General features: G+C 46.9%; 4 protein-coding genes. All 4 read right to left on the bottom strand.

All coding sequences use genetic code 11. From position 1 onward, the window contains the following. Positions 1-379 precede the first annotated feature (379 nt). Positions 380-1,147: a YibE/F family protein gene (locus FFM73_RS08715; protein ID WP_137631371.1), complete on the bottom strand. Its 768-nt coding sequence runs from the start codon at positions 1,145-1,147 to the stop codon at positions 380-382. After that, complete coding sequence (locus FFM73_RS08710; protein ID WP_137631370.1) at positions 1,126-2,265, bottom strand: YibE/F family protein; 1,140 nt, start codon at positions 2,263-2,265, stop codon at positions 1,126-1,128. The genes FFM73_RS08715 and FFM73_RS08710 overlap by 22 nt, the downstream gene beginning before the upstream one ends. 396 nt (positions 2,266-2,661) lie before the next feature. Next, complete coding sequence (locus FFM73_RS08705) at positions 2,662-4,464, bottom strand: ABC transporter ATP-binding protein (RefSeq protein ID WP_137631369.1); 1,803 nt, start codon at positions 4,462-4,464, stop codon at positions 2,662-2,664. After that, entirely contained in the window at positions 4,457-6,193 is a 1,737-nt protein-coding gene (locus tag FFM73_RS08700) for an ABC transporter ATP-binding protein (protein ID WP_137631368.1), read from the bottom strand. Before FFM73_RS08700 ends, FFM73_RS08705 begins: the two co-directional genes overlap by 8 nt. Positions 6,194-6,234 lie beyond the last annotated feature (41 nt).

The raw sequence follows: 6,234 nt of genomic DNA, 5'->3' as shown, positions 1-6,234 counted from the left end.
CTTTCCCAAAAGAAGCGCAATTGGAGGCTTGTTTACCGTGGAATTATGAACCTGATCAGCAATTAGTAACTGAATGAAATACAAAAACGGACTAACTCAAATATGAGGAAGTCCGTTTTGTGTTTCAATACGTCCGGTTATAGTGTGCTTACAGTTAGTCTGTCATTAATTTATTTAATTGTTTCCAATCACTGACCTTGAATAGTACCTAAAAGTTGAAAGAACAATAAGGGGAGTCAAAATACAATGGTATTTTGACTCCCCTATCTTAAATATATTTAGACTATATTGAATTGAAGTATTGAACAAATAGTCATTTATTTACCGTTTTCAGTTAAGAAATTAGCGAGAATACTCCCTAATATAGACTTATGTCATTTTACTTAACAAATTTCTTCCGTGCCTGCCGTTCACTAGCAACCATCGCCCAAGTAGTCAGTGGAATTGTGGCAATGACTGACATCATTGAGAATAGCACCATCAGCACTTCACCAACGAGGATCTTATCGTTTAAGATCTCACCCATCGAATAGTGGACTCCGGCAAACCAAATGAACAGAGCTAAGAACCCGCCGAAAAAGCCAAAGAACAACGTATTAAACGTGGTCCCAATAATCTGCGACCCAACTCTGAAACCGGCTCCCTGTAAGTTCTTAAGCGTGATCTTAGGGTGCTGTTCCAAGATTTCAGCTAGACCAGCTGAAATCGCAATGGCAGCTTCCGCAATGGCCCCTAACGTACTCAGGATAGCGGTGGAAATGGCAACGTCGAGATAACTAATGCCCAAAATATTAGACATTCCTTCAAGGTCTTCGCTATCTTCTTGGCCAAATCCTTGAATCTGCGCCCAGTGTTCTACTGGAATAATGATAATGACCAGTAAGATTAAAACCGCTACCGAAGCATAAAAGGCGACCATCGTACTGTTTGAATCTTTACCGCCTAGGAAGATCGTCATTGCTAGCACGATGATTCCCGTTACTAAGGTTACCAGCACTGGCGGCAAATGAAACGCCATGAGCACCATGGCAAAAAATAGCGCACCAAAGTTAAAAATCAGACTGATCCAAGCCTGCAGTCCCTGAGAACCGCCCACAGCAATCATACAAATCAGTAAAACTAGACCTAACGCTGTAATCGTCCCCATAACTTATGGCCACCTCCTATCATTAGACTGGTGATCCCGCAGGCTAATGGAATCGTCAGTACGATTCCGATCCCGCTAATGAGGCTTTGAACCACCCCCAGTGACATCGTCATATTAAAGGAATAGCCCCAGGAATTGGCGTTCTTTAAATACAGTAGCCCCATTGGCAAAGTTTCGGCCACGAAAATAAAGAAGAGCACGTTAACTAACGGGCCCATGATCTCGCCGCCAATCTGCCTGCCAGATTTAAAAATCTGTTTCGCCGAAATATCTGGTTTTTCGGTTTTTAACGCCATTAATGACGCGATAATATCCGTTGACTCATCCATCACAGCTCCCAGCGATCCGAGAATCGTTTCAGCCAAAAATAACGGTCGCGGTAACTGGGTAACATACTGCATGGACTCGTAGTACACCCCTTTTTCTTGGGTCAAAGCAAACACAATTAAAGCCACGATAATGGAAAGAGCGGTCCCGCCGATCGTTGCCAGCAACGTCATCAGCATTTGCCGGTTAAACCCGATGACAATCAGTAAGGTGAGGGCCGCAAAAACAACGGCCAGCCCACCAAAGATTACCAGCACCATGCCACCCTGCGTATTGGTGTTCCAGGAAACCGCCAGCCAAAACAAGATGCCATTCACGATGACACTGGTCAAAGCCATTAACCCACTAAAGCGCATCAGCACCAGCAATAGACTGATCGTCAGCCAAACGGTAAACGCTAAGACTGTATCCCGTTTAAGGTTACTGACAGTGGCTGAAAGCCGGCCCTTTTGGTGATGAACGGTCAGAAAAACCTTTTGACCGGTATGGTATCCAAGGGTCGTTGCTTCCGACTTCAAATAAGTATTTTCAATTTTCAGATGGGTCCCTTTATTTTGACCATTGGTAATGACACCGTGCAACTCTTGTTCAACTTGCCGATCTTCATTATGGAACTGGTCGGATTGTTTAGCCGAACTGATCTGTTTAACAGATTGAATTTTTAAGATCGGTGTCTGGTACAGACCGTCATCATGTGCCACGCCCAGAACCAATAGCGCACCTAGAATGACCACTAGAAACGGCCACCAGCGTTGCCACCATGACCGCGTCTTATTTGCTTGATTTATCATTTCACTACCACCTTGTCACACACATCATATCATACCCAGCGTGACTGAATTAAATGCATCAGCAGATTTAAACTAACCGTTAGTTTTAAACTTTTAATTATCTGCCCTTGCAATTGAGTGGGTGGATAGGTTAAAATGGTCGAGTGATTGATTACACCAGATTTATAAAGTGAGGGTTAGACATTATGAGAAAAGCACATCCACATGGAGTACAAGGCCGCCGTCCAGTGAACCAGAAGAAGGATACGAAGCGCCAAAAGGAAATTTCAAACTTGCAACAATGGCTTAAGAGCGAAAACAAGAAGTAATTCTTATTGATCGCAAGCATTGTGAGTAAAAAAGTCTCATTTAAGCGACTATGCATGGTCACTTAAATGAGGCTTTTTTTGCTGTCTTTTAAGCTAAGCCTTGATACAGCTCATAGTATTTTCCGTGCTGCTGAAGCAGTTCTTCATGGGCCCCGCGCTCAATGATGCGGCCATTATCGATAACTAAGATCAGGTCCGCATTAAAGACCGTTGACAACCGATGGGCGATCACAAACGTCGTCCGGTGAGCCATTAAATTATCCATGCCAGCCTGAACCAAACGCTCCGTTCGCGTATCAATATTGGAAGTGGCTTCGTCTAAGATCATTACAGGCGGATCCACGATGGCAGCTCGTGCGATGGACAGCATTTGGCGCTGGCCAGAGGATAATTCTTCACCGTCACCCGTGATCTCCGTGTCATATCCAGCTGGGAGTTCATTAATGAAAACATCCGCTCGAGCTAATTTAGCAGCCGAAATCACTTCTGACTCGGTTGCCTGGGGAGCACCATAGCGAATATTATCCCGAATCGTGCCGGTAAAGAGGTGGGTGTCCTGTAAGACGATGGCCATAGCTCGTCGCAAATCGGCCTTCTTGATTGTGGCAATATCCACCCCGTCATACTTAATTTGGCCGCTGTTAATATCATAAAACCGATTAAGCATATTGGTCGTGGTGGTCTTCCCCGCCCCAGTTTCACCCACTAAGGCAATTTTTTCACCTGCCTGGGCTTCAAAGTTAAGATCATGTAATCCTGCACGAGACTGCGGATAGGTGAAGTTAACGTGGGCAAAAGTGATCCCCCCCTTCACCGGTATCCGTGAAGCAGACATATCAGCTGGCTGCCAGAACCAGTCGTCACCCCGTTTGACCAAGATCGTCGTTCCCTGGTCATCTTCGGGTGCTTCATCCAATAGCTGGAAGATGCGCCCAGCACCAGCCATCGCCTGAATGATCGCGTTTAACTGCTGTGAGATCTGGGCAATGGGCTGACTGAAAGAACGGCTCAGCTGCAGGAATGCGGCAATGGTTCCCAACGTCAGCAAGTTTGGGTGCATGATGGCTAAACCACCACCTAATATCGCAATTAAGACGTACAATAAATTCCCCATATTGCCCATAATTGGAAACAGCATGGTGGCAAACCCATTGGCGTATCGGGCATCGTTTCGCAGCGCATCATTATAGGTCTCAAATTCAGTTTGAACCGGTTTTTCGTGGGAAAAAACTTTGATGACCCGTTCGCCGTTCAGCATTTCTTCCACGAACGCATTAAGTTGCCCAATGGCTGATTGCTGCGCCCGAAAATACTTGCCACTGCGATGGGTCAGCCAGCGTACGATAATGATACTGGTAGCAAAAATGGCTAGGGAAACCAGCGTCAGCACCGGGCTTAAGACCACCATGGCAACGAGGGCAAACGTTACGTTGAACAGGGCCACGATAAACTGCGGAAAGCTTTGCGTGATCAACTGCATCAGCGTATCCACATCGTTCGTGTATCGGCTCATTACGTTGCCGTAGTCATTTTGATCAAAGTAACGCAGCGGTAAGGTTTGCATTTTGGCAAACATCTGGTCTCTGATCGATTCTTGAATCCGCTGGCCGAGCACCGCCATGATCTGGGTATAGATCACGGTGGCAATCACCCCAACGTAGAAAATTACTGCCATGACGCCGATCGCCAATAGCAGCGGTCCAAAGTGCGGGTTCGCCGCCCGCATTAACGGAATAATGTAGTGGTCGATCAGCCGCTGAATAAACAGGGATCCGGCTACCCCGGATAAAGCGCTTAAAATGATGGCTATTAGACTGATACTGAGCCAACCCTTATAATCACTCACCAGCAAGCGTAACAGCCGCCAAAACGTCTCACGTCGTTTACTCATGCGTCTCACCCCCGCCCTGCTTCTGCTGTGCTTGGTAAAGTTCGCGGTACCACTGATTATTAGCCAGTAATTCCGCGTGGGTGCCAATGGCTTCAATACCGCCGCGATGCATGATAATAATTTGATCAGCGTCGATAATGCTGTCGACACGCTGCGTGATCATCAGCTTGGTGACGTGGGGCAGATCACGCTTAAACGCCTGCCGAATCCGGGCTTCCGTTTGCGTATCAGTAGCGCTAGTAGCATTATCTAAGATTAGGATCTTGGGCTGCTTCAACAGCGCTCGCGCAATCGTTAACCGCTGTCGCTGACCTCCCGAAACGTTTTGGCCGGTCTGTTCAATCTTAGTATCCAGACCATCTGGCAAACTATCAACAAAATTCTTTGCTTGCGCCTCTTGCAGGACCCGGTTCAGCTGTTCATCCGTGGCGTCCGGATCACCCCAGCGTAAGTTTTCCCGAATCGTGCCTGAAAACAGGATCGTATTTTGCAGCACCATGGCCACTTGATCACGTAAAGTCTTCAGCGCGTACTGCCGCACGTCCTTACCACCCACTCGCACGGTTCCGTTGGCAACATCGTATAACCGGGGAATCAATGACACTAAGGTGGTCTTAGACGTCCCGGTCTCACCGATAATGCCGACAACTGCGCCGCTTGGAATGTGTAAATTAACGTCGTTTAACTGATCTTCATCACTGCCGGGATAACGGAAGGTGACGTGTTCAAAGTCAATACTGCCATCAGGAACCTCAGTCTCAGCATTGGGCTGTACCACAATGTCTGGTGCCGTTTCCAGCACTTCAACGACCCGTTCTGCCGAAGCCTGCGAAACGGACAGCTGTGAGAAAATCATTGCCAGCATATTAAGGCTAAATAAAATCGAAGTGCTATAGGTAAATAGACTGACAAATTGCCCGATCTGAAGGGTTTTGCCAACAATCAACTTCGCCCCCATCCACGATAAGATCAGCATCGTGGTACTGATGACGAACTGCATTAAGGGCATGTTGAACGCCACGATTCGCTGTGCTTTGGCGAAAACCTGCGCGATCTCTTTGGCTGACTGGCGGAACTTAGAAATCTCAGCGCCCTGTTGCCCATAAGTTTTAACGACCCGGATTCCCCTGAGATTTTCCCGTACGACGCGGTTTAATTTATCGTATTGCTTAAATATTTGCCGAAAGAGTGGCCGGGAATGTTTAACGATCCAAAACAGCCCAACAGCGAGTACCGGGACCACGAACACAAATAACCAGCCGGCCTGACTGCTCACCAAAAAAGCCATAATAATTGAAAATAACAGCATGGACGGTGCCCGCACTGCCACTCGAATCAGCATCTGATAAGCGGTTTGAATGTTAGTGATATCCGTAGTTAACCGGGTCACTAAGCTGGAAGTGGCAAAATGATCAAGATTTTGGAAGGAAAAAGTCTGCACCTGGCTAAAAATATCGTGCCGGAGATTCTTCGCGAATCCGGCTGCTGCCTGACTTGAAAACCAACTGGCACTGGCACCGCAAGTCAGCGATACCACTGACATCATCAGCAGCAAGGTACCAATTCTAAGTACTACTGATAGGTGCCCTGGTCGAATGCCCTGATCAATAATGGCCGCCATTAAAAACGGAATAAACGTCTCAATGGCGGTTTCTGAAACCACAAATAATGGCGAAATAATCGTTTGAAGCCGATACTCACGAACTGATTTCAATAATGTGCGTAGCAACTCACACACCCCCCATGTGTTGAAATTACCGTAAGTTTACC

Source organism: Secundilactobacillus hailunensis, from assembly GCF_005405185.1.
Classification (GTDB): Bacteria; Bacillota; Bacilli; order Lactobacillales; family Lactobacillaceae; genus Secundilactobacillus; species Secundilactobacillus hailunensis.
The sequence above is the reverse complement of the archived record's forward strand: the minus strand, read 5'-3'. Positions and strand labels throughout refer to the sequence as shown.